The 23,353-nt window shown below is 65.0% G+C and carries 24 protein-coding genes and 1 pseudogene; 10 read left to right on the top strand and 15 right to left on the bottom strand.

What is annotated here, in order from left to right:
• Positions 1–35 precede the first annotated feature (35 nt).
• Positions 36–725, top strand: a complete 690-nt coding sequence (locus tag E4F61_RS14520) for a response regulator transcription factor (protein WP_133480302.1) — start codon at positions 36–38, stop codon at positions 723–725.
• A complete protein-coding gene (locus E4F61_RS14515; protein ID WP_133480301.1) occupies positions 725–1,876 on the top strand; it encodes a sensor histidine kinase in 1,152 nt (383 codons plus the stop codon). Before E4F61_RS14520 ends, E4F61_RS14515 begins: the two co-directional genes overlap by 1 nt.
• A 356-nt stretch (positions 1,877–2,232) precedes the next feature.
• Here E4F61_RS14515 and E4F61_RS14510 read toward each other — a convergent pair whose 3' ends face one another.
• The 12 genes and pseudogenes from E4F61_RS14510 to E4F61_RS14460 form a co-directional block, all read right to left on the bottom strand.
• Entirely contained in the window at positions 2,233–3,126 is an 894-nt protein-coding gene (locus tag E4F61_RS14510) for a trypsin-like peptidase domain-containing protein (protein ID WP_133480300.1), read from the bottom strand.
• 76 nt (positions 3,127–3,202) lie between these two features.
• On the bottom strand, positions 3,203–3,844 hold the full coding sequence (locus tag E4F61_RS14505) for a DUF6988 family protein (protein WP_133480299.1): 642 nt from the start codon (positions 3,842–3,844) through the stop codon (positions 3,203–3,205).
• A gap of 62 nt (positions 3,845–3,906) precedes the next feature.
• Positions 3,907–4,059: pseudogene (locus E4F61_RS14970) on the bottom strand (IS30 family transposase); the annotation flags it as partial.
• Positions 4,060–4,693: 634 nt separating this feature from the next.
• Positions 4,694–4,909 carry an antitoxin Xre/MbcA/ParS toxin-binding domain-containing protein gene (locus E4F61_RS15080; protein ID WP_425480165.1) on the bottom strand — a complete coding sequence of 72 codons (216 nt, stop codon included), beginning with the start codon at positions 4,907–4,909 and terminating at the stop codon, positions 4,694–4,696.
• A gap of 449 nt (positions 4,910–5,358) precedes the next feature.
• Entirely contained in the window at positions 5,359–5,778 is a 420-nt protein-coding gene (locus tag E4F61_RS14495) for a hypothetical protein (RefSeq protein WP_133480297.1), read from the bottom strand.
• Between the two features lie 421 nt (positions 5,779–6,199).
• Positions 6,200–6,484, bottom strand: coding sequence for a hypothetical protein (locus E4F61_RS14490; protein ID WP_133480296.1), 285 nt, complete (start codon positions 6,482–6,484; stop codon positions 6,200–6,202).
• The gene (locus E4F61_RS14485; RefSeq protein ID WP_202909023.1) at positions 6,477–6,833 is read right to left on the bottom strand and encodes a BPSL0761 family protein; all 357 of its coding nucleotides are present in this window, start codon (positions 6,831–6,833) and stop codon (positions 6,477–6,479) included. The genes E4F61_RS14490 and E4F61_RS14485 overlap by 8 nt, the downstream gene beginning before the upstream one ends.
• Positions 6,834–6,872: 39 nt before the next feature.
• Positions 6,873–7,181: a hypothetical protein gene (locus E4F61_RS14480; RefSeq protein ID WP_133480295.1), complete on the bottom strand. Its 309-nt coding sequence runs from the start codon at positions 7,179–7,181 to the stop codon at positions 6,873–6,875.
• Positions 7,182–7,217: 36 nt separating this feature from the next.
• Positions 7,218–7,808 (bottom strand): antitoxin Xre/MbcA/ParS toxin-binding domain-containing protein, encoded by a 591-nt coding sequence (locus E4F61_RS14475; protein ID WP_162301511.1) that lies wholly within the window; start codon positions 7,806–7,808, stop codon positions 7,218–7,220.
• 68 nt (positions 7,809–7,876) lie between these two features.
• Positions 7,877–8,767, bottom strand: a complete 891-nt coding sequence (locus E4F61_RS14470) for an HD domain-containing protein (protein WP_133480293.1) — start codon at positions 8,765–8,767, stop codon at positions 7,877–7,879.
• Complete coding sequence (locus tag E4F61_RS14465) at positions 8,754–10,043, bottom strand: Arm DNA-binding domain-containing protein (protein WP_133480292.1); 1,290 nt, start codon at positions 10,041–10,043, stop codon at positions 8,754–8,756. Before E4F61_RS14465 ends, E4F61_RS14470 begins: the two co-directional genes overlap by 14 nt.
• Positions 10,036–10,269 carry a hypothetical protein gene (locus E4F61_RS14460; RefSeq protein ID WP_133480291.1) on the bottom strand — a complete coding sequence of 78 codons (234 nt, stop codon included), beginning with the start codon at positions 10,267–10,269 and terminating at the stop codon, positions 10,036–10,038. Before E4F61_RS14460 ends, E4F61_RS14465 begins: the two co-directional genes overlap by 8 nt.
• A gap of 92 nt (positions 10,270–10,361) precedes the next feature.
• Here E4F61_RS14460 and E4F61_RS14455 point away from each other — a divergent pair, with 92 nt between their 5' ends.
• Positions 10,362–10,640, top strand: coding sequence for a helix-turn-helix domain-containing protein (locus E4F61_RS14455; protein ID WP_202909022.1), 279 nt, complete (start codon positions 10,362–10,364; stop codon positions 10,638–10,640).
• A gap of 191 nt (positions 10,641–10,831) precedes the next feature.
• Here E4F61_RS14455 and E4F61_RS14450 read toward each other — a convergent pair whose 3' ends face one another.
• On the bottom strand, positions 10,832–11,404 hold the full coding sequence (locus tag E4F61_RS14450) for a hypothetical protein (RefSeq protein WP_133480290.1): 573 nt from the start codon (positions 11,402–11,404) through the stop codon (positions 10,832–10,834).
• A gap of 113 nt (positions 11,405–11,517) precedes the next feature.
• Entirely contained in the window at positions 11,518–11,943 is a 426-nt protein-coding gene (locus tag E4F61_RS14445; protein ID WP_133480289.1) for a DUF1810 domain-containing protein, read from the bottom strand.
• A gap of 171 nt (positions 11,944–12,114) precedes the next feature.
• Here E4F61_RS14445 and E4F61_RS14440 point away from each other — a divergent pair, with 171 nt between their 5' ends.
• From E4F61_RS14440 to E4F61_RS14430, 3 genes are all read left to right on the top strand, one after another.
• Entirely contained in the window at positions 12,115–12,891 is a 777-nt protein-coding gene (locus tag E4F61_RS14440; protein ID WP_133480288.1) for an NYN domain-containing protein, read from the top strand.
• Positions 12,892–13,531: 640 nt separating this feature from the next.
• On the top strand, positions 13,532–13,879 hold the full coding sequence (locus tag E4F61_RS14435; protein WP_133480287.1) for a hypothetical protein: 348 nt from the start codon (positions 13,532–13,534) through the stop codon (positions 13,877–13,879).
• 26 nt (positions 13,880–13,905) lie between these two features.
• Entirely contained in the window at positions 13,906–14,328 is a 423-nt protein-coding gene (locus E4F61_RS14430) for a hypothetical protein (RefSeq protein WP_133480286.1), read from the top strand.
• 19 nt (positions 14,329–14,347) lie between these two features.
• On the opposite strand, the gene E4F61_RS14425 is transcribed toward E4F61_RS14430, so the two are convergent.
• Entirely contained in the window at positions 14,348–14,998 is a 651-nt protein-coding gene (locus tag E4F61_RS14425; RefSeq protein WP_133480285.1) for a HEPN domain-containing protein, read from the bottom strand.
• Between the two features lie 718 nt (positions 14,999–15,716).
• On the opposite strand from E4F61_RS14425, the gene E4F61_RS14420 reads away from it, so the two are divergent.
• From E4F61_RS14420 to E4F61_RS14405, 4 genes are all read left to right on the top strand, one after another.
• Positions 15,717–16,736, top strand: a complete 1,020-nt coding sequence (locus tag E4F61_RS14420) for a helix-turn-helix transcriptional regulator (protein ID WP_133480284.1) — start codon at positions 15,717–15,719, stop codon at positions 16,734–16,736.
• Between the two features lie 91 nt (positions 16,737–16,827).
• Entirely contained in the window at positions 16,828–20,505 is a 3,678-nt protein-coding gene (recC, locus tag E4F61_RS14415; RefSeq protein ID WP_133480283.1) for an exodeoxyribonuclease V subunit gamma, read from the top strand.
• Entirely contained in the window at positions 20,502–22,412 is a 1,911-nt protein-coding gene (locus E4F61_RS14410) for a UvrD-helicase domain-containing protein (RefSeq protein ID WP_162301509.1), read from the top strand. The genes recC and E4F61_RS14410 overlap by 4 nt, the downstream gene beginning before the upstream one ends.
• A 78-nt stretch (positions 22,413–22,490) precedes the next feature.
• A partial coding sequence (locus tag E4F61_RS14405; protein WP_274380544.1) for a 3'-5' exonuclease occupies positions 22,491–23,353 on the top strand: 863 nt, incomplete at its 3' end.

The following is a 23,353-nucleotide window of genomic DNA, read 5'->3' as shown; positions in this document are numbered from 1 at the left end:
TAAACGCCCGGTGCGTCGCGTGGCACGCTAGCGGCATGGTTCCGCCCCCATCCGGCCAAGGGCTGCGCGTCCTGCTGGTCGAAGACCAGCGCGACATCGCCGCCAACATCTGGGACTACCTCGAACGCCGGGGTTACGAGCTCGACCATTGTCCCGACGGTGCGAGCGGCCTCGCGCGCGCGCGCAGAGGCGGCTTCGACGTGATCGTGCTCGACCTGGGCCTGCCACGCCTGGACGGGCTCGAGCTGTGCCGCCAGCTTCGCGCGGGCGGCAGCGGCGTGCCTATCCTGATGCTGACCGCGCGCGACACCCTCGAGGACAAGCTGCGCGGCTATGCCGAAGGCGCCGACGACTACATGGTCAAGCCGTTCTCGATGCAGGAGCTCGAGGCGCGGGTCCGCGCCCTCCACCGGGGATTCGCCAACGCGCCGCGGCCGCCGCACGACGGGCCGCTGCGGTACGACCCGTCGACCATGACGGCCCACCGGGACGGCCGCGCGATAGCGCTCACGCGCATCCAAGGTCGGCTGCTCACCGCACTGCTGTCCGACGCGCCCGCGATCGTCGGCCACGACCGCCTGCTGGCCGCCGGCTGGCCCGAAGGCCCGCCCGACCTGCCCGCGCTGCACCAGCAGATGTACGAACTGCGCAACGCGGTCGACCGTGGATTCGATCGCGCGCTGATCGCGTCGGTGCGCGGCGTCGGCTATCGGGTCGTGGCTTGATGCGCCCGCCCGCCACCCTGCGTCGCCGCTTCCTGCTCGCATTCGCGGCGCTGGGGCTCGTCATGAGTGGGCTCCTGGTAGGCGCGGTGCTGGTGGTCACCGACGACTACGAATCCCTCCTGGCCGCGGCCATCCTGCGCGGGCAGGCCGACGACTACGCGCTGCAGATGGCCAATGGCCTGCCCGCCGTGCTGCCCCGGACGCAGCGCCTGTCCGGCTATCGCGGCCGCGTCCCGGCGTGGCTGGCGTCGCTCCCGCCCGGAATGCACGAAGACCTGCAGTACGAAGGCCAGCATGTCGGCGTATTCGACACGACGGCCGGCCGTCTCTACTTCGTCATCGACCTCGGGGATATCGAGCGGCTCGAGCAGCATCTCGACACCTGGCTCGCCGCGTTCGTCGCGCTGGGCGTGGCCACGTCGGCGGCCTTGGGATGGTGGTTGGCAGGCGGGGCGCTGCGCCCGCTCCGTCGGCTCGCCACTTCGGTCGAGCACTTGCAGGTGCGTCCCGCACGGACGGCGCTCGCGGAGGGAATGCCGGACGACGAACTGCGACGGCTCGCGAGTGCGATCGACGACTACCAGGCGCGCCTGGCGACCGCCGACGAGCGCGAGCAGGCGTTCTTCGCCGATGCCAGCCATGAACTGCGCACGCCGATCGCGGTGGTGCGCGGCGTCACCGATGTCCTGCTCGACGATGTCCCGGCTACCGCGCGCGGTGCGCAGCGCCTGGAGCGCCTCGACCGCGGCGTGCGCGAGTTGAGCGACCTGGTGGAGGCATTGCTCGCGGTCGCCCGCCGGCCCCCGCTGCAGATGGGGGAGATGGACCTCACCACGCTGGCACGCGATGCCATCAAGGAAACGTCGACGTCCGACAGCCTGACGCTCGCCACCGATGCGGCCGTGCGCATACGCGCCGCCGCCGAGCTCCCGGTGTTGTTGCGAATGATCCTGCGCAGGCTGACCGGCGTCCGCGGGCGCATCGTGGCGACGCCCGGGCAGCTCGCGATCGCCTTGGCCGGTGCCGATGCCGATCATGATCCGGCAACCATGCTGTCACCGCTCACGTTCCGCCTTGCGCAACGTATCGACGCAACCGTCCACGCGGACGCCGCTAGCATCGTCGTGCGGCTGGCGTCGCGGTCGTCGTGAGACGTCGCGGATCGATATGCCGCAAACGCTTGGATGCGCGGCATCACATCCGGCCGATCGACGGCTCCGACGTCTCAACCACGACCTTTCGGGATCGTCGAATGTCGCGTCCTGTCGGAAAAACCATGAAGCCGCCTTCGCGTGCCCAGCGCCGGCTGGATCGGTTTTGACATCCGTTGGACCGATCCCGCACAGGTGAATGAGCCGCGCTGGTGCGGGTGCCGGCGTGGATCATCGGTCCAAAATAGGCGTCTCGCCGATGCGGCCTTGCGCGCCACGCCGATAGGGTGTCGGGGTCGGCGATGTCCGCTTCTGGCCGGAAGCGGACACGACGAATTTTCAATTCGCGCGACGAGCTAGCTCGTCGCGACGCCGTATTGAGCGAGCTCCAGCCACCGCTCGAAGGCTGCGGGCGAGATCAAATAGCCTCGTAGCAAAATGTCAGCTTTCGTCAGGAATGCTTCGTCATCGCCTTCTGCATCGCGCAGTCCAGGGCTCCCCTCGTAAGTGATTCCCGCAAAGTAGAAGCAGTCCTTTGTCTTGTGGGGCGCAAAAATCGGCCCGCCGCTCATACCGCTGAAACCCCAGCCATGATCCTCGCCAAGTGGCGAGCACAAGACAAACGATTCACGCTGGTCCAGCCTTGATGTCTGCTGTTCGGCCCGAACCTTAGGCATTGGCACGGCAAGCTTGCCGTCCTGCTCATATTTGTGGCCGTCCGGATACCCAAAAGCGACCCAGACGGACTGGGTTTCCGACCAATCCGGCTGTTCCCATGTATCCAAGTCCAGCGCTCTTGCGTTTCGTTGCTGGATCAGACTGGGCCACACCGAGGTAATTTCAGCGATCGCGATGTCTGGCAGGTCAGCATTGGATCGATCGCGGGCTAGTGTTGCAGCCTGATCGTCGTGCACGATTTCTTCGGCGGTAGGGAATGACCGGCAGCTCCGGAATGACCAAGCGAACGATCCGTTGGGGCCATAGGTTCCAAGGTGGAGAATGGCGCGGCCGTTGTGAAGCGAGGGCACAAACGGAAGCTTCTGCTTGACGGCCGCCGCTAAGAACGCTGCCAGCACATGATGGCAAGTCACCGCGTAGATCCGTTCCCGATACTTTACGAATGTAGCAGTGGCATTGATCGACGTCTCCGTGTGCCCTCCTACGCCGTATTGCCCGGTGGCGAATAGTGGGGCGCATATGGGTTTAACCTGAGCGTCCAGAGCGTCATACGTCGCGTCAATTTGCGCCATGAATCACCTCGATAGAGCATTGGAAAGAGCTCGGCAGCGTAGTTGATGTCCGCTGCTGGCCGAAAGCAGACACGGCCTATGTAGGGAGTGGCTCGAGTTCCGGGAGCACGTCGGCAAACTCGTGATGAAGCGCCGACATGACCGCCACGAACTCTGCATTCCCGGTTAGCTCTGCAAGCATGATCACCGTCAGCATGGTCATCGCGTTGGTGTTCTTGAGCAGGTCGGAGAGCAGTTGCGTGGGATAACCCGACTCCCCGCGTTGAAACGGATGGATACCGCCATGCACGTGCGAATTGAGACCATCCCAGAGTCGTGCACGTGCTCGGCCCAGGAGGGCGGCAGCTCCTCTCGGCCCCAGTGTCCCGAGAGCTGCAAGCATCTCGGGCACCCCGGGAAGCTTCTTTGCTGCCTGTTGGCTTTCCACGGTGAGCTGGGCTAGCAAGCGAGCCAGATCCGACTCTTTCGCTGCGTGTCGCGCCCATACGGCGCGCACCAGCGTTTCGAACTGAGGTCGCATTAGTGCCGTCGCAGACGGCGGGACCTCCAAAAGAAGCAGCCGGATGGCACGGCCGTGATTCAGAGAGAGCGAGCACAGGCCGGCTGCCGCCCTAGCTGACGCCTCAGATCCGACTCCGGCGCCTTCCCATGCGGCGTCGACAAGCGCCTCCAAGGCCGCTGAGCGCTCAAGTTCGATCTTTAGCAGGTCCAGCGACAAAGTCGCCTCCGGTTCGGTCCGTCCATGCGGCAATGGTATGTCCGCTTTCGACGGCGGTTCCAACCGGTCAATGCAACGGCCTGTCGATATCGCTCGATCGGGGTTTCAAAGTTCAGGGTCTTGCGTAGCCGTTCGTTCAAGCGCCTAGCCACTTCATCGAGCTGGACATGCGTGAAGCCCGATACGTCGATGCCTTGCGGGAAGTACTGCCGAAGAGGGAACGCTCTACGCGAGGCCGCTGCACCTGTTCGAGTCCTCTTGAAATAACCGGGCGGTATATGAACGCAGTCTCTGCGGCTTAGGAATTGCAGGAACTGCTGGTGCACTACGAGGGCGAGCTTCGAAGACTTACCGGGTCCTTGTAGGCCCGATGTCGGCTCTCGACGGCAGTTTAAGCCGGGGGCTGAGGGCGCATGATGGAGAACGAGTGACGTCATCAGTTCGCGTTGAGGTGGGTCCCGAACCAAAGGCGTGTAGCCTGCACCGCCTGGAAGCGTCCTCGACCAGAGCTTCACAGGGGCGACAACTGCTAAGGCGCGGATGAGGTCCATGCAGCCATTCGGCGTGCGACAAGCCCCGCTGTTTCCTCGCGACAGGATCACCAACAGTTCGGCCGCCCCGGGTCGAGGCTGACCTGCGTTTTCTAAATGGTACGGTAGACATCGATATCCGCGTTCGGAGGCGATCCATACCCCCGGCAGGCGGTCCCATCGCGAGACCGGGCAAGCGCCGCAGATGCGTCCGCCCCACCGCCCGACCAACAGACCGACACGTCATGCGTGGTGAGCCAGAGCTGCGCCAGCCCCTCGCGACGACGGGCATCGGCGTTTTCTAACGATCCTGGGGCCGTCATGTCCCAACGCCCTGCCGGATGAGCTGGAGGACGCGACCAATGCCAGTGTCTCCAGCGAGCATCACCTCAAGCGGCGTCGACCCACCGAGGGCGAGGTTCCGCCGGCTCACCCACGTCCATCGCAGATTCTGGTCGTCTGGAAAAAGAAGCCGAAGCCCGGCATGAATGGTCAACAGGCTGCGCGCCCGCTCAACGGCTGCGGGTAAGTCCATCCGCTCTGCGCTGCATGGCCGCAGGCCAATCGACAAAAGCTGGCAACGGGTCGTCCCGTCCAGCTGCCATCGGTCAAAGAGGCGATCGACAAGCTGCATGACGGTGTCATCGGTAAGCCCTTCGTGGGCATGCAGTGGATGGGTCACCACGAAATATCTGCCGTTTAAAGTGTCCGACAAGGAGCCGGGGAGTCACCGCGGCATACGATTGCAGATGTGGCCGGCCAGGCATCGGGGTCTGCGTTCGGTAATGCGTGGCTTGTCTGCCGTCCCACGCGAACTGCCGATCAGGTGCTCACTACAGAGAGATGCGCACATCACCGCGAAGCACCCGGGATGCCACGAAAAGAGTGGTGGATGCGGTCCAGTGCCGATGGGTGACTGCGATCAACCCGCGCGTTACACGCCTCCCGCCCAGCCAACCCCAGTTTGGAGGGATGGAGCGCAGGCTAATAGAAGTCTGTTCGCCCACGTTCGTAGCGCTCGAACGCCTGTCGGCATTCGAGCTCGTCCGCCACCGCGCGCCCCGACCCTGCACGCTCCAATTGCATGGCGACGCGGTACCACGGGACAAACTCGTCATACCTGAGCTCGATTCCGAGACGCGCAAGTTCTGTCTCCGGCCCGGCAACATGGGCGTCCATGCCGGTTCCGCGCAAAGCAAAGACCGCAGCCTCGGCTCTAGCCGCGCTTTCAAGGGGTGAGTCGCCTGCCACGCATGCCTGCGCAAAGGCCGCGCTCCACACCGCTTGTTCGCGCGCGGTCATTGTGTGCCAAGCCCGGTAGCTCGGTTGGTCCATCGTCGACACCTGCTCGCTCGGTGTGGGTAAGGTAATGGTGGGATTGGTCTCGCGCTCGATCGGGATCATCTCTCGCACCTTGCGCGTCGAGCACTTGGCCGAAGCCGTCTCAGTCCGCTGTCCACTCAGCGCGGGCATCGCGGCTTGCTGCGCGCGGGATAACATTGATGAGTGCGTCGCGAAAGTAGCGCTTGGGTGCCGTCTCAATACGTGACCTGTTTGCCGACCGGCGCCCGCGGAATTCTGGTCGAAGCACGGTCAGCAGCTGACGTTCAACGCTCGGTCGTGTCACGAGACCGGGGAGGCAGGCGCTTCAGCACGAACAGCGCGAAGCACAGTGGCATCAACATCAGCAACTCAGAAACAAGTTCAGGCAGCATGAGTCCGGCGTAGATCAGCGCTGCGAAGGTGAGAGTGCCTGGGACACTGCGGATGAACGCGCGTACCGGTCTCGCGTGAGCGTTGGTTCGCCGCAGGGGATGTGCCCGCTTCACGAGTAGACCCCATACAGCGAGCGGAGGATCTGCTGGATCACGTCGCCAGCGCGACCGGCGGCAACCTGCTCGGCTGGGCTCTCCCCACGTCCGGGTCGGCAGAACCAGAAGGCGACGCCGGTCTGGTCATCGCCCCAGAGCTGCCGGCCGAGCTCGTCCAGCTCGGGAACGGCCGCCTTCGCCAAGGCCCAGACGTGCAGCGAAAGCTCGTCGCGTCGCCGATCAAGCGAATCCATCAATTGCAGCGCGTCTTTCAGTTGCTGGATCAGCGGGTCAATCATCGAGGCTTTCCCCAAGTGAGCGGCGGCGGTTTGGACGCGCAACTGTCGTCCGACGAGACCGCTTGGGCTTCTCCTCTTCAGGCCAAGCAAGGCGCGTCGAGTACGTGAGCGGGCCCGGACGGCCGTCCTCGCGCCAGTGCACTTCCGAGGGGTGCGCCAGCTGCGGTCCGAACAGTGCGGTATGTCGAGGGGCCGCCATGCTCGCGATGTCCTCGATGGTGGGGAAATGTCGAGCGATGAAAACTGCTTGGCGCCGGACGCCGAGCGGCAGGCTCGTATCCCTCGCGATCTCGATGAGGAAAGAACCGGCGCAGAGCAAAGCGCGGGTGCGTTCGTCAGGCATGGTCATGCTTACGTCCCTTGGAAATGGCGTAGCGGTTTTTCCGGCTCATCGCCGCGCGGCCCCGAGCGAACGCAGCCAGCCGACGGGCGTCCGGCCCATGCCGTCGATGAACCTGCGGGCCTGCAGCTCGCTGTGGAACACGCGCGGGCGCGGCGTATAGGCGCTCAGCGGACGGATGAGCGTCTGCGCGATCAGGATGTCGTCCTGAACGAGCCGGTCGAAGCCACGGCCGCGCACCCGCACGCCCCATGCACGCCGTCGCGTGTCGTCGAGCGGAACCGCTTCGAGCGTGCGCACGAGGCCGAGGAGCCGGGCGAGCTGGGCGTTGACGAGCGACATCAGTTTGTAGGTCATGGGGGTTGCTCCTGTCAGGAATCGGACGTTGATGCCCTACCGGTGGCGTGCTCGCTCCAGATGGGCGAGGACATCCTCAAGCCGGCCGTCCTCGAGCAAAGCGAGCGGGGAATCGCCCAGCTCGGTGTTGTGGCCTCGTAGCCATTCGTGCGCCTCGTTCTCCGACGGAACGATGGCGTCGAGTTCCTGGTAGATCCGAATCAGGCACAAAGCGCGTTCGCGGATCTCTGTTGCGACGGGCGGCGCCTCGCCGGGCGCACCGTCCGCCAGCCTCATGAGTTCTGGTGGCAGGAGCCGTTCAAGCGCGGCGTCGGAAAGGCGCAGGTGGCGGGCCGCGCGGCCGGCTGCCTTGGCGAGTACCTGGTCCGCCTGCCCCGAGGCATCGCCGATACCGCCAGGCGCCAGGCCTCGGATCACCAGTTCCTCGTCAAGCGCGGCCTGGAACTCCGGCGACACGGGAGGCTCCGGATCGCCGGCCTTGCGCCTTCCATTGAGGCGCACCGGTGCGCCGGCCGCGGCTCGCAATCCACGTTCAAGGCGCTCCAGCCGTTCGGGCGACTGCCAGATCCGCTTCCACGCGGCGAGCCACGCGCGTCCAAACAACGGTCCGATGTGTTTCGACGTCATCACCATCCTCCTGAGGCAATGCACTGCGAGCCGACGTTGCACGTCGGGCCTCGCATCCCGTGAGACGCTCAGCGCATCACGGCCTGAGACGGTTTGGGGCAAGGTCTTGGCGTCCACACGCGACGCTGGCGCCGTGCATCCGTCTGATTTGCCGCCTCGGCGCTGCGCTGGTCACAGGCGCGCAGACGCTGCACCAGTGAGTGGGGCAGCGAGCCGTCGGACCGCATGCGGCACTGCCCGCTGAGCAGGACTCGCATGGCGTAAGCGCCGTCGCACCACTGGCGCTCCAGGTCGCGCAGGTACGGTTCCAGCCTGGACAGCCCCAGCAGCTCGTGACCCATCGCCCGTGCCGCCGTGGTGAGCTGCATGTCTCCGGAGTACGCCCAGATCTTGCCCACGTCGTGGAGCAGCCCGGCAGCGACGCCGAGGTCGCGCTCGATGTCGGTCAGTCCGACGTGCTGGGCGATGTCCATCGCGACCTCCATGGAGTGGGCCGCGAGACCGCCGGGGTAGGCATGGTGGTGGCGAATCGACGCAGGCATCGTCCAGAACACCCTGTGCATGTCGCGACGCGCGAACACATCGAGCAGAAACGCCTTCAGCGGTGCGGCCTGCACCTCGTGGATCAGCGCCTGTACGGCGGGGAGCACGCCTTCGACCGGGCAGAGGTCTTCGGGCATGTGCCACAACGCGGGATAGCGATGGTCGTCGTGGATGCCGACGACAGCATCGCAGTCCTGACCAGGCAGGGTCATCAGGTCGAACACCTGACTTGCCAGCGGACCGGACAGGCGATCGAGCCACTCCTCGTCGCTGTCGAAACTGATGGCGGCGACGCGCTGGCCCTCCGCTGCGAGCGCGACATTCACGCACGGGCCCTTGATGCCGCCGATGCGGCGCGCATCCAGCAGGACAGCACTTACCGGCGTGACGGTCGGACTCGAATTATGCGTCGCCATTGCGATCTCCCTTTGACTGGAGTTGCTGGATGAGTTGCTCGAGCTGCGATCGGCTGAGCGCGGCCAACGAGGCAGGAAGCGCGCCCGCGGCGGGTGAGCCGGTAACCAGCCCCGTGAAGGCGCGCCCGTCGTTGCGGGTCAGGTTCGGCACGTAGCGCGAGTACACGCGGAAGAGCATTTCGGTCGAGGTGTGGCCCAGCACCCGCGCGACCCATTCGGGGTTTTCGCCAGAAGCGAGCATCAGCGTCGCGGCGGTATGGCGTGTCTGGTACGGGCGACGCGGCGCCAGACCCAGATGCCTCAGGAGTGGGTTCCAGACCCGATTGGTGAAATTGACGAGGTTGAGCGGCGCCCCTTCAGGCGACGGGAACACCCAGCGGGTGTCCTCAGGTAGGCGGGCGCGCTGTTCCACCAACGCGGCACGCACGGACGGCACCATCGGGATGTCACGCGCCGACCCTTCAGTCTTGGTGTTCTCGACCACGCCTTGGACGATGCTCTGCCGGACACGGATCAGGTCCGCGTCGAAGTCGATGTGCTTCCACTCGAGCGCATTGATTTCGCCCGTGCGCAGGCCGGTGAAGAAGCGCGTGACCAGATAGGGCTGGTAGTCCAGTCGAACCGTCGCGATGAGCCGGTTGACCTCGTCGAGGGTGACCGGATGCACGTCCATCTTCGGCAGGCGCAACGGCTTGATGTTCCGGAACGCGCTGTCGACCCCATCGCGGTCCGACGCGTCGGCGAGGATCATCCGGAGCGCCGTCATGATGTGGTTGACCCGCGACGGCGACAGCTCCTCCTTGCCCTTTCGGCCGGTGGCGGTCTGGGTGCGCGAGCGGAACTCGAGAATGTCGGCGCGCGAGATCGTCGCGATGGGCCGGTCCCCGAAGTGAGGCAGCAGCCGGGTGTCGAGAATCGCGCTCAGCGTCTCGGCGTGGCTCTGCCGCCACCGCGGCCGGTTCTCGCGGAACCAGGCGTCCGCCGCGACCGCGAACGTCGGACCGTCGGGCCTGGGCCCTTCAACCGACAGGCTGGTCGCCTGGTGCGCTTCGGATGCGGCGGCGAACTTGCGTGCGCGGGGGCTTCCGGGAAAGAACGACTCGTATTCAATCGCGCCGGTCGCGATCGCCTTCTCGACCTTTCGTGCCAGGCCGTCGACCAGCTTCCGGTTGGCGGGGGTGTCATCGAGCGCGGTCTGCTCCCGGCAGCGCTGGCCGCGGTAGCTGAAGTCGATGTAGAGATGGCCCGTCTCCGGACGGACGCGGACCTTAGCCATGGGCCACAGCGCCGTTGGCCATCGGGATCAGGGGCGCCTGCCTCGCAGAGGCGGAGCCGATGTCCCGCTCAATCGCTTCCCAGACGAACAGGAGCTTCCGACCGCCGAAGGGGCGGATGTAGTGGATGCCTTCCAGCAGTACGCTGTCCTTCAGGCGGTCCCGGATCGTCCGCGTGTCGTAATGGATTCGGCTGGCGAGCTGCTCGGTGGTGAGGTACGTTTGCATGCGCGACTCCTGTTGTCAGTACTCAACATCTGTCGCGTATAGGCGACAGATGTTGCGAATAATAGACAACAGATGTCGCGAGTCAACGACACATGTCGCGTATGCGCGACTATATTCAGGTTCTGTTCATGATTCGCTTTCGGTTGGCAGAGCTCATCGCCGAAAAGTCATTCCGGGAACGACGGGCGATCAGCATGTCGGAGGTTGCTTTAGGAAGTGGCGTGCACCGCGCGACGCTTTCGAAAATGGCCAACCAGCCCGGAACGAATGCCAGCACCGACGTAGTCGACAAACTGTGTCGTTACTTTGGCTGCCAGCCAGGGGATCTACTGACGTACGTCGAAGACGTGAAGCCAGTTGATCCTGGCTAGGTGTGAGTGTGGCCGTCGCCGCGGCTTTGACGCGGATCCGCAAAAAGGGCGGTAATCCGCCGGCTATGGAGCCCGCCACGGGCGCCAGTGTGGCGCTGTTGGCTCAGCGCAAGCTTTGAATACTTGCGCCACGTTTCTGACAAGCTCAGAGCCTCGCAGGTGCTGTGCTCATTTCCCCCTTCAAACTGACCTCAGAACCTACACAGAATCCCGGTCCGCCGGCTCATGGCGGCGATGCGTTCCATTGCAGGTTCGTCCGCGGCCGGCAGCAGCAGCGACGTACCGACGCGCGCCAGGCTGCGCTCGCGACCCGGGGCAAGACAGAGGAAGCCGCGCTCCCATTCCTCGCGATCGTGCCACTCAAGGAAGATCTCGTAATGCTCATCGCACATTGCAGCGACGCCTGCAGCTACGGGCCGCGCGTCGCGACGGCGGTCGTGGGCATGGTCACCTCCGTTCCACACAAATGAGGCCAGCGATCTCCCACGAAAGCGGGCATGGAACCGTTCCTCGATAAATGCGCCGCCTCCTTCATAGCCGGCGATGAAGCCGGCAAGGCAACCGGGCGCATATTCAGTCCACGAAAAGAACCACCTGACACGGAATGGCGGCGCCCGCGGGCCTTCCCGGGCATCCCACTTGGCTGCGATTCGTTTCGCCCCATCCACGATGCAGACCTCTCTTAGAAAGCCCTTCCGAGACGGATTTAACAAGGACGCGATGGTGCGGGCCCGCCAGCAGGCACCATCCATGGCGCCACCCAAGCCGGTGTCCTCAGCGTAAACGGTCGCTGCGAGGCAGCGGCCGCAGCCATCGGGGCCGCCCGGCGATGGGCCGGGCTTGGGGTAGGGCCACGCGAACCGGCCGAACTCATCGCCTAACCCAGCAGGGAAAGCGTGCGGCAATCAGGCTTTCCCGAAAAGAAGTGCATAAGCGCTCGCGCGAAGACCGGGTCGCCCGGGTCTGCGGCAGAAAAGAGAGTCAGCGATGAGCGAAGTTTCACAGCATCCACATCACCGAAGATCCTCTCCGGCCGCGTCTCAGGGAGGCCAAGAGCGGCGGCAACGCATTCGCGGAGTCGTGGCCCGAGGACCGGGTGGCGGAGGTAAGAGCGCGCATGCGCGAGGTCGGTTAGTCCAAAACGCTTTGCCATCTCGCTGCGTCCTAACCCTTGCAGCTGGGGAAATACGAACCACATGCAGTGGGAGCGCTTCTTGCCTGCTCGGATCTCGGCAAGTGCCTGGTCGTAAATCGGTTCCTGGGCTTTCACGAAATGGGCGAGGTGGTCCTGACAGAGGTCCATGGGCGGCTCCTACGTTTAATGCGACCTCGGCCTAGCGTGGATTCGGTCGTCCCTTTTGGAGGATGTGCCTGGATGAGTCCCGTCGCGAGGGAGCAGTCCTGGACGGGAATCGCTTGCACGCGAGAGATCGATCGCGAAAGCTAGCGGCGGGACGGGCAGAGGAGCGGGCAAGTGGCGAGTATTGCGTCGAGCAGTGACGCTCGAGTAGCGGTGCTGGTGGATTGCGACAACACCAGCCCCGAAGTGCTGGAACACGCGCTCCAGGAAGTCGCACAGTTCGGTCGCGTCGTGTTGCGCCGCGGCTATGGAAACCATGCCACCCTGACCAATCGGTGGCAGGAAGCCCTTGTGAGGCTAGCTTTCACGCCATGCCTCCAGTACCAGTACGCGGCAGGAAAAAACACGGCGGATATTGCCCTCGCCCTCGATGCCATCGAAGCGATGTTCGATGGCCGTGCAGACACATTCTGCCTGGTCACGAGCGACTCGGACTTCGCCTACTTGTGCCGAAAGCTTCGCGAGCGCGGCGCCACGGTGTACATCGTGGGGGAGGAGAAGACCCCGGTCGCCCTTCGTAATGCGAGCGACCAGTTCTTCGCTTGGCAGCGGCCTGCTACGCAACCGGTGCTAAACGACCTGACAGGACTCAAGCATGCTCCGCCGCCCGCCTCAACGGTCAAGCGGCGGCCGAAAACCCTGATCAGTGCCGTCGCTCTGCTCGCCGGCGGAACGGAGGATGGATGGGTGGGGCTGGGAGCGTTGGGGCAATACCTAAAACGGACGGATCCCGCATTCTCTGCCAAGGTCTACGGCCACCCCACGCTCTCCGATATGGTCAGGACGTACCCCGACCTCGTGATGACGCAAAAGCCTGGCACGGGGTTCTGGGTCAGCTTACGAACACGATCGGAGCCCACGCCGGTCGGTGAGCCCGGGTCCTCGCACTAGCACCATTGGAGCGGGGTCACCTCGGGCCGGTGGGTTACCGGCAGATGCCGTGAATGATCTGCTGGATCTTCTGGATCACCAGGTCCACGCGGCCCGCAACGACGAACTCGGCAGGCGACGGCCCGCCGCTCCGTTCGCAAAACCGGAGCGCTGGTGCTGTTCCGTCATTTGGTCAAAGCTTGGCGGGCACGCGAGCTAGTTCTGGATGCGACACCGCGGCGCGTCGCCAAACCACACGCGCCATCCCACGCGGCGTTCCTCCAACTCGCGCAACTCGCGAAGTCCCTCGCCTAGATCGGTCACGGGCCCTCCCGGTCGTGGTTGAACCGCTTGCGGCGCACGCTCCGGGCGGGAACCGGCGCCCTGACCCCGCCGCAGGGCAAAGCTTCGTTGGCAGCTTCCGTCACGTCTGCCTTGATCGCGGGCCCATCTCGTCGTCCGAGCCATTGGCCGCGGCATTGGTCCCGCGAAGAAAGGGCCATTGCCCTTTCGCAGCACCTGAGACCGCCGTGCTGGCTGGGGAGGGATACGGACCACGCAGCGCGCTGCCCTGCACAGTCGCCTTCGATGCGACGCAGATTGTCGCAGGGCACCCGTAAGCTTCGTGCCTCGTAGTTGCGCTGCGCCTTCCGAGAATTCGATGACCACCCTGCATGATCTGACGGATCGTATCGAGCGCGTCCCCGAAACCGAGCGCCATTTCGGGGTCGCTCTGGACTCATTGTCAGCGTTCCTGGCCGTCAACAACGATGGCGATGCTGGGCTAATGATCGCGGGGGAGATCGTGGGCCTCGGACGTCAAACCATCTTTCGGGACGTCACGATCCTGGCGTCGGCGCATGACGCGATGGGGCGCGTCGTGGCGGTCGCCAAGGACAACATCGGGGCGCATGGTTTCTATGAGATCCAAGCCTTCTCGATGGACGAATACAGCGCGCTGTTGAATCCTGCAATTGCGAAGATCAAGATCTATCCGTGCGGGTATTGAACGGTTTGGGCCGTGGGGCAAATCCAATGTCGAACGAAGCCGCGTCAGGCCAAACCACGAGCACCAGCGCACTCAGGTGCGTTCTTCAGCTGATGGCTGAAGGCGGCTCCTTGGCTGTGCTCGCGACCTCGAGCCATCCGCAGAAGTTTTGTGTTTGGCTCGAAGATGTCAGCCTGGAACTGATCGAAGAGGGTCCGGCCGTAAACACCCGAAGTCCTTGGGGGACGTTCGAGCAAGCCATGGAGCGTCTCGAAACCTACCCGTGGCGAAAGCTCTATCCACGCTACATCGCGCCCGAATTTCTCGATCGGATCTTGGCGGAGGTCAAGCGGGGTAGCGGGCCGCTGTCGGAAGCCATCATGACGCGATGGGAAGACGCGGCAGAGGCGGCGCGCGCCAATGAGCAACGCGTCTCCCGCGGCCTTGAAGCGACCTCGCCACACAGATGACTCACTCAGCCGTCAGCCGTCATCCTGGCAGGTAGGGATACGCAACAGGGCCGAACGTCTCGGCCCCTTGTTCCATCATCAATTCCACGATGATCGGAGTGATCGTCTGCATGATGAGGACAGCATCTTTCAGCTGCGCGCGGTTCGCACTGCCGTTCCATGTCGAGCCGCCATGGACGATTTGGTTCCGAAGCGTGTACAGACGGTCCAGGACGATGGACAACACGACGTCGGTTCGCTTTTCCATCACCGCGAGCAGTGCGCTCTTCTTGCTGGCGGCGAAACGGGTTTCCCAAGTGCCACTGCTGTCGTGATCGCGTGCTGCCTTCCAAAAGGGCTCGAACACGAACCGATTCTCGATCAGCGTCCGAATCGGTCCACTAAATTGTTGGAAAAGGGCGCTTTGCAGTCGCCCAGCCGTATCAAGCGCGAGCAGCTTGCGAACGAATTCATTCCCCTGTTCACGCTCGCTGCGCTCGAAGCCAAATTCACTGGCGTAGGCCGCGTTGAGCGCGATCCAAAGGAACAGGAACTGGGCGTCGGGATCGTTGGCCTCTTGTTCGGAGCGTACGAGCCAGCTGACTGCACGATGGATGCGAATGGGTAGCGGTTCGTCCTGGCCGTCTCGACTGGCGCGGTACCGCTGCTTGAGCGCTTCGAGTGATGTCATCGTTTTCCCCCCAACGGAATCTAATCCCCATCCGTATCGCTAACTTGGGAGACGCCTCATGAAGCGGCGCTGGTGGCCTAAGTGGCGCGAGGGGCGGCGCGATCACGGCGGTGAGTGCCCGCACACGGGTCCTGCCGTCCATTGCCTTGGTCATCCGGATGCTCTTCAAGCAGCACTGCGAGCTGTCGAGCGCGTGCACCGTGCGACCCGTCTCGAGGCCTACGTTACTTGGGCTACGTGTCAGAAGGCACGTCACGAGATTCTGTGGTTCGATATCGAGCCGACGGACCTTGCCGATCCGCTTCCAACAGGCTGGCTTGCGCTGGTCGAAGGGCTATTCGCGTCACTCTACGAAGCGTCGGATGCCAACCACTGCGACGAAATCAGGCTGGTCGACCTGGGCGTGCGAGACGGGGCCTTGGACGTCGCGGTCCGCGGGGCATCGGCGATGCAGTTTGGGATGGTCCAGCTCGCCAGGCGGCTGTCGGTCCGGACGTGCGCGGAGTGTGGAGCGCCCGGCCGGTTCGATGGGATCTTCAAAATCCCCCGTTGCGGCCGTCATGGACTCGTGCACTGAGTCGCGCCTGGGGTGCCTGAATAGGCCCCCGCTGCTGGACGTCCGACGCAATTTGTCGCAACAATTGAGACGCAACCGGGGGGATGCGTCTTGGGTACTCGAGAACGAGGGGGAGCACTGACGCTCGCGCGTCAGTGGGCGATGCTTCGATGCATTCCGCGGCATCCGCAGCGCGTCACGGCAGGCGAGCTTAGGGATCGGCTGCGCGATCGTGGCTTTGAGGTCACGAGCCGGACGATCGAGCGCGATCTGCACACGTTGTCCGACGAGTTCCCTCTGGTGGTCGATGCCCGTGCCAAGCCCTTCGGATGGTCCTGGGCGAAGGGCGCGGCAATGGAATTCGCTCCCGGCTTTACGCCCGCGCAAGCCGTGGCGGTGCTTTTGGCAGGAACGCACCTGGACACACTACTGCCCCGTCCGATGCAAAAGGAACTCCTGCCGCTGATTAGCGTGGCGGGAAAAACGCTGAAGGACAGCGGCTGGCGAGACTGGCACCTGCGTACCGCGGTACTGCCAACCACGCTGAGGCTTCAGCCGCCTCGGGTCGAGGCGGCCTCTCTTGCGGCTGTACACGGCGCGCTCGGACGGCGCCGATGCCTTGAGGGGCAGTACCGCCCCAAAGGGGCGCCGCAGGCGAAGCCAATGGTGATCCATCCCCTCGGCCTATTGGCCCGTGGCGCGGTGCAGTACCTCGTCTGCACGCTCTTTGACTACTCCGACATCCGCCAGTTGGCAGTCCATCGCTTGGGTGGGCTTCGTGAACTCGACCTTCCTTGCCGTGTGCCGCCTGGCTTCTGCTTCCAGAGCTATGTGCGCGGTGTCGGAGCTACCTACGAGGCGAGAGGCATGGTCCGCCTGGTGGCGCGATTTGAGCACGAGGCGGCCGAGCATTTATCCGAGACGCCTTTGACCGTCGATCAGTCTTGGTCGGTGCTCGGCGACGGCCGGGTCGAGATCGTGGCCGAGGTCCAACTCGACGAAACCCTCCGCTGGTGGCTGCTCGGCTTTGGCAGCCACGTCGAAGTCATCGAACCACGCGAACTTCGCCAGCTTTTGGCAGAGGAATTCGAACGAGGCGCCAGCCGTTACCGGCAGAGCGACCTGGCCGCCCCGGCTGCGCCTCGGGTCGGCTACCGGGACCTCGCCCCGGCCGAGCCCTGACAAGCGTTCGCAAGTGCGACACCGGGCGTCGGAGGCCTGCCGAATATGGCGACCCTCCTGGCAGCAACACGCTTCATCGGGCGACGACCAAATGGCAGACGGATCAGGGCATACCGCCGAGGCACTGCAGCAGACGCGCGGACTGGTGATCTACCGCGCCAGCCGCCTTTCCGAACTGGTGCCCAACCTGGACATGTTGCTGGCGGCCACACGGCCGGCCTCTGTTCTTGCGCCCCAGACGGTGATTGCCGCCCATCCTGGGATCAAGCACTGGCTGGATGGCGCATTGGCAAAAGCGCAGGGGCCTGGCGGAATCGTTGCGAACCTCCAGGTAATGCTTCCCAGTACCTGGATCGACTATCTGGCCAGGGCGCGGCTTGGGCAGCACGCGGTCGCGCTGCCCCGGTATCGCCGCCAGCATCTGCGGTGGACGATCTACCAAGCGCTCGGGCAGCCGGTGGCGGGCCTCAGCGACACGCGTATCACTACCTACCTGCGCACCGAAGGCAAGGCCGGTCGATCCGATCGTGCCGCCCAGGCGCGGCGTCGCTTCCAGCTCGCCGATCGGCTGGCCAGCATCTACTCGCAGTACCTTGTCTACAGGTCCGACTGGCTGGATGCGTGGGAGCAGGGCGTCGACGCCCGGGCGACCGGGGGTGGTGACGCGGAGATGGCGTCGACCGAACGCGAGCTTCTGGCTCCCCTCTGGCGCCACGTGCGCGAACGCCTGGGTCCGCACCGGGGTGAAGTCATGTCCAGGCTGATCGGCAGCCTGGACGATGGCGCCTCCGACGAGACCTATGAACCGCTGCACGTATTTGGTGTGAGCCATCTGGCGCCTGCCGAACTCGCGGTGCTGCGTGCCTATGCGCGGAACACGGTCGTGGCGATGTATGTCCCGGATCCGTGCCGCGAATACTGGGGCGGTTTGGTGGGCGTCACGTCCGCCGGGGACCGCCTGGCCGAACAGCACAGGGCCGAACTTGCGCGAATCGACGCGGCGGCTGGCAATGACTACTGGGGCGAGCAGACCCATCCGCTCCTGGCGAGCTGGGGCCGCATGGGCCAGCATTTCCTGATGTCGCTGGGCGACGGCGACGGGGTGCTGACCGAGCTACGCAGCGGGCTGGACGAACAGGTGATCGAGGCGGGTGTCGCAATGCCCCGGCTGGCTCGCGTCCAGCAAAGCATCCGTGAACTCGATACCGGCCGCATGGTGCCCCAGGCTGACGCCAGCTTTGCCAGCGAGCGAGCCGACGCATCCTTGCGCATCCATGCCTGCCACACCCGCCTGCGGGAGCTCGAAGTCCTTTGCGACTGCCTGCTCGATGCCATTGGCGCAAATACCGGGACGAACGAGGCGATCACCCCGGGCGACATCATCGTGATGTCACCGGATATCAATGCCTACGTTCCGCTCCTGCCTGCGGTATTCGGCCCGGCCGGCGACCCGCGCGCGGTGCTTCCCTACCACCTGGCGGACGTCGCGGTGGCGTCCACCCACCCGCTTTACAAGGCATTCCAGCGCCTGCTGGCGACGCCGGATACACGCATCACCACGCCGGAGGTGGTGGACCTACTGGGCGTGCCGGAAATTGCCCGGCGGTTCGGACTGGAGTCCGAGGGACTGCAGGAGGTCGTCGGATGGCTACGCGAGAGCCGGGTCGCCTGGGCGCTCGATGCGACCTTCCGCCAGGGCTTCGGGGTGCCGGGCATCGCGCAGCACACGGTCGCCTGGGCGCTGGACCGCCTGATCGCCGGATACATCATGGCGGACGGCCCGTCCGAAAGCCTCCAGGCCGGCGTCCTCCTGCCCGACGGAACCGAGCTCGCCCCCGTTGCCGGGGTATGCAACCCGGCGGCGGCCCATCTTGGTGCCTTGGCCCAGCTGCTCCAGGAACTGCAGACGCTCTACTCGATCACCGACCAGACGCGCACCGCCAGGGCATGGAGCGAGGAACTCGAGCGCCGGTTCGAGGCGATCTTCCGGGTCGACTCCGACGACCGAGCCGCACGTGACGCATGCGATGTGATCCTGGGCTTCATCCGCGCTATCGGAACGGAGCCGGCGGTTGCGGGCGTCGAACCGGAATTGCACTTCAGCGTCGTGCGTGACCTGCTCACCGAATCGCTGGAGGCGCCTCCGGCACGGCAGCGGTTCCTGCTCGGCGGCGTAACGTTCTGCGGCATGGTTCCCCAGCGTGCGATCCCGTTCAAGGTGATCGCAGTGCTCGGACTCAACGACGGGGAGTTCCCCCGGGCGGCGCGCAGTGGCGGCCTGGACCTCATGAGCCGGTACCGCCGGCTTAGCGATCGTGACGCACGGGTCGACGACCGATACCTCTTCCTCGAGACGGTCATGGCCGCGGGCTCCCGGCTCCACCTCAGCTACATCGGGGAGGGCGTCACCGACGGGATGCCACGCAATCCCGCGGCGCCCTTGTCCGAGCTTATGGCGGCGCTCGAATCCTCAGAGGCCGCCTGCGAGTGGGCGGCATCAGGCGTCGAGAAGGCGCCTTGGCACGTGAAGCATCCGCTCCAGCCATTCGACAGCAAGTATTTCGGCGACGACCCCTGCCTTTTCACCCACAAGGCGCTCTGTGCCCAGCTCCAAGGGCCAGGCGACCAGCTGAGGATCCCGGCATTCCTTGCGCCGACGCGAAAGGCTGCCGTGGTCCCGCTGCCGGCCGAGATCGCCGTCAGCGAGGTCCATTCCTACTTCAAGGATCCCGCGCGCCACGTGCTTCTCAAGCAGATGCAGATCGGGCTCGACGCGCTCGAGCGCGACCGACTTCCCTGCGACGAGCCATTGGAAGCAGGCTTTTCCGCCGTAGAACTCGTTGAGCGCAAGTTGCTGTTCCAGCACGCCATGCATCCCGACACTCCCTGGCCGCTCGACCGCCCGCCGGCATGGCTGCGCCTGACCGGCCTACTGCCGGCCGGACGCGCGGGCAGCTCGGCATGGATGTCCGCGTGCACCGCCGTCGACGCCATGCTCGAGGCGCTCAGGACGCAGGCGGGCATCGAACCGCGGCAGTTGCGGTCGGTTGATGCCCACATCGACCTCGATATACGAGGCGTGCGGGTGGTAGGGCGCGTGTCCGATGTGTTCGTGTCGGCGGCGGCCGAGGCCGACTGTTGGCACGTCGTGCGTGCCTTCACGCCCAAGCAAGGCGGGCTCAAGCAAGAGCGTGACCTCCACTTCAAATACCGCGTACCGCTCTTCCTGGACTGGGCGCTCCTGCGGCTGCAACACGACGGCATGCGTGGTGACCCGTGTCGTCGCATCCAGCCCATTGCGCTCGCCGACAAGCCGAGCTGGTGCCCGGCGCTGGCCCGGTGGGATACGGCCTTCGTCGACGCAGACCTGGAGACGCGCGGGCGCATGCGCATGGAACTCGAAGACCGGGTTGTGCGGCTGCTGGACTGTTGGACGCGGGCGTCTGATACCCCGCATTGGTACTTCCCGAAAACGAGCTGGGACGTGGCTGGGATGAAAACCCGCGCAGAGGTCCAGGGCCTGCTCGACGCTGCCGCACGCGACGGACACGGGCTGGATCCGGCTCCGACCCTGCCATCGGTAGGCAGTGCCTGGGCAGGGGGTTTCGGGAGCACAGGCGAGCGCGATTACGAGCCGGGATACAGCCGCCTGCTCGCCGGTGACCTGGAAGTCCCCGACGGCTGCGAAGAGCTCGACGCGATGGTCGAGTTTGCCCGCGCACTCAAGGAGTGCATCAGCCTGGATGTCAAAACGGAGGCCGCGGCGTGAGCGCCACGGCAAAGGACTGGCAAACCCTTCGCCTCAATGGCGACGGTCGGACATTAATCGAGGCGAGCGCCGGGACCGGCAAGACGTGGACGATCGCGGCGCTGTACCTGCGCTTTCTGCTGGAAGACGGGCGCACCCCGCGCCAGATCGTGGTCACCACCTTTGGTGACGCGGCCGCGCAGGAGTTGCGCGAGCGTGTTCGAAGGAACATCCAGTGGGCGTTGAACTGCAGCGCCTCGTCGACAGGCACCGAGTCGGTCTCGCCCCAGGAGGCATGGCTGCGATCGCGCTGGGCGGACTGCGACGACGTACGTGAGCAAGACCAGAGGCGCCTTCTCACGGCGCTGGCCGAGCTCGACGTGGCGCCGATCACGACCCTGCACAGCCTGTGTCGCCGCATCTTGACTGAGCATCCCTTCGCCTGTGGCATGCCCTTCAGCATCGGCCAGCTGGTTGCCAGCGAAACCGTGCTCGAAGAAGTAGCAGCCGACCAGTGGCGCCACCTGCAGCAGTGCGAGGACGAGGACACGCTCTGGCAAGCCGCGCAGCCCTTGCTTGCGAGCGGGCGGATGAAGCTGACCCCGGCATGGCTGCGGCAGCAGATCGCCGCCTGCCTCAAGCCCGGGGTAAGCCTGCCCGATGCCTCAGCTACTGCACAGCGGCCGGACCTGTCATGGGTGCCGCGCGTGCGCTGCGTTGTTGAAGGAGATGTCTATCTCAACAAGACCGCCAAGTTGCGCCGCTTTCTGGAAGCCCTCGCGCAGTACATCGAGGATCCGGCTTTCATCCCCGATGGGGATACGCTTGAGGGATGGGAGAACGCGCCTGCCGCAACCGGGGTGAAGAAGGCGGTCCTGAACGCACCTGAGGTGACCGAGGTCTTGGCGCTTGCGGCCGACTGCGCCACTCCGGCGCGCGCCGAGCTCGAAGCCCGCGAGGGCGCGTTCTTTTCCCAGCTCGCCGACGCAGCTCGACAGCAGATGCAGCAGCGCCTGCAAACCCGGAACCAGCTGACCTACGACGATCTACTGACGAGGGTGCATGACGCCCTGGTGCGAGAGCAGGTGGCGGGGACGCGAGTACTCGCCGACGCGCTGTACCAAGCGTGGCCCGTTGCCTTGGTCGACGAGTTCCAGGACACAGACGGGACCCAGTATGGACTCCTCGATGCCGTTTACAGCGATGCCCAAGGCGCGTCGCGGGGCCGGCTGGTGATGATCGGCGATCCCAAGCAGGCTATCTACGGTTTCCGTGGGGGCGACATCCATGCCTATCTGCGAGCGGCGGCCCGCGCCAGCGACGACGATAGGCTGACCCTGGGGACGAACCACCGGTCATCGCGTCCACTTGTGGCAGCACTCAACGAGCTGTACGCCGCATGCGGCCACGCGCTGACCGATAAGGGCGCTGCTGACATCGGGTACCAGCCTGTCGAGGTGAGCGATCGGCGCGCTAAGACGCCGTATCGGGTCGGCAACGATGTCTGCGACAAGCCGCTGTCGATCCATTACCTCGCCAGCTGCCCGGACGGTGCCGAAGAGCGACGGCGTCTGGCGTTGGAGACATGCGCGAACCAGATCGCCGAGCTTCTTGAGTCCGGCAAGCATAGGATCGGCGAGCAACCGGTATCGCCGTCCGACATCGCGGTCCTGTTGCCCACGCATCATGTGATTGCCCAGTTGCGCGGGTTGCTGCGGGAGCGACGGGTACCTTGTGTGAGCGCGAGTCGCGCGAGCGTGTTTGCCACCGACACCGCGCGCGAACTGCAGATCCTGCTGTACGCCATTGCCAATCCGGGCGCGATCCGACCCCTTCGGGCAGCAGTCGCGACGCGGCTGTGGGGTGCGAGCTTCGACGAGTTGCGCGAATGGGCGGACGATCCGGTGAGGTGGCACGGCATCGCCTAGGCCTTCCGGGAGCTCCACGGCGTCTGGCAGGCACAGGGCGTTCTAGCGGTAACCGAACGGCTCATTGCGCGGGAGGCCATGCACCGCCGCTTTCTCGCGACCGTCGACGGCGAGCGCACGCTGACCGATCTTCGTCATTTGGGTGAGCTGCTCCAGGAGCAGGCCGCCCGCGTGGCGGGGCCCGAAGAACTGATCGCATGGCTCGACGAACGTAGGCGGCTTTCGGCCGGCCAGGACGATGAGGGCGGCGACGTCGCCCAGCTGCGTATGGAATCCGACAACGCATGCGTGCGGCTCATGACGCTGCATGCCAGTAAGGGACTGGAGTTTCCCATCGTGTTCCTGCCGCTGATGTGGGCACATGGCGAACGGGACAATGCGTCGCTCTGGGTGGTCACCGACCCCGGCACAGGGAAACGCCAGCTGCAAGGGACCGATGCGGCGAAGCAGGCGTTTCTTTTGGAGCAGCAGGACGAGCGCTTCCGCGTCCTGTATGTCGCCGTGACCCGTGCCATCCATGCCTGCCATGTCATGGCATTACCCCCGGACCGGCCGGCCAAGCGTGGCTCCGTGGCGACTCTGAAGGGAACCAAGCGCACGGCACTGGATGTCATGATGGAGCGGGCGGGTGCCGATGTTTTGGATCCGGAGCTGGCGAGCCTGACCCCACATATCGATTGGGTGGCCGGCTGGGCACCGGATACGGCTGTGCTATTCCAAGGCGCGTCCAAGCTGGGCTCGAGCGATCGCCTCGCGCGACCGGAGCCGGCAAGCGGCGGCGGTCCCTTGCCTAGTCGGCACAGCTTCAGCAGCCTCAATCGAGTTCATCACGTAGCGCCTGCTGTCGAGGAAGCCAGCGCGGCAGACGAAAGCCTGCCGGCCAGTTCGGCTCATGCCACCGCGCATGAGGGGTCGGGGGAGAACCCGGAGGGCATGCGGGA

Source organism: Cognatilysobacter segetis, from assembly GCF_004359965.1.
GTDB lineage: Bacteria > Pseudomonadota > Gammaproteobacteria > Xanthomonadales > Xanthomonadaceae > Cognatilysobacter > Cognatilysobacter segetis.
Note: the sequence above shows the minus strand (reverse complement) of the source record. Positions and strands in the feature narration are given on the sequence as shown.